Here is an 841-nt window from a genome sequence, read left to right as displayed (position 1 = left end):
TAGGGCGTGTCATCAATTAGCATAGATATTTCAGAATAAGCTATACTTAGATCGTATTTAGGAATTTGAGCTCAATGACTATGACAAGACGACATGCCCTACGTGATGACCAATGGGAGAGAATTAAAGACATTCTACCTGGTAAACCAAGTGACGTTGGTATTACTGCAAAGGATAACCGCTTGTTCGTAGAAGCGGTTCTGTACCGTTACAAGACCGGCATACCTTGGCGTGACCTACCTGAACGCTTTGGCGACTTCAGAGTGATTCATACTCGTTTTAGTCGCTGGTCAAAAAAAGGCGTATGGAAGCAGGTTTTTAATCAACTCTCTGAACAATCCGATGACGAATATGCCATGCTAGATGCCACGATTGTTAAAGCCCACCAGCACAGTGCTGGAAAAAAAGGGATCAAGCCATTGGACGCAGCAAAGGTGGACTGACGACTAAAATACATACTCGAACAGATGCATTAGGCAATCCTACTGGCTTTTATCTAACAGGTGGGGCAGCTCATGACCTGTGTGGCTCAGATGAATTGCTTGATGTCAGTATTAGCCAAACGTGGCTTGCCGATAAAGCTTACGATGCTGATGCCCGCGTTATTGAACCGATTAAAGCAGTGCAAGGTAATGCAGTTATACCATCTAAGTGTCATCGGCTGCAGCCAAGAGACTTCGATAAAGAGCTTTATAAAGCGAGGCACCTAATAGAGAACTTCTTTGCCAAGATTAAGCAGTATCGTGCGATTGCCACTCGCTATGATAAGTTAGCCAGTCATTTCCTTAGTGCCATTCACTTAGTTTCTTGTGTCGTTTGGCTTAATTGATGACACGCCCTA

General features: G+C 44.0%; 1 pseudogene. It reads left to right on the top strand.

Annotated features, from left to right (window positions below):
- The first annotated feature begins 80 nt into the window (after positions 1-80).
- A pseudogene (locus tag ACT3TU_RS14290) lies at positions 81-829 on the top strand (IS5 family transposase).
- Positions 830-841 lie beyond the last annotated feature (12 nt).

The organism is Psychrobacter sp. AOP3-A1-26, assembly GCF_052378235.1.
Lineage (GTDB): Bacteria > Pseudomonadota > Gammaproteobacteria > Pseudomonadales > Moraxellaceae > Psychrobacter.
This window is presented reverse-complemented; position numbering and strand designations above follow the sequence as displayed.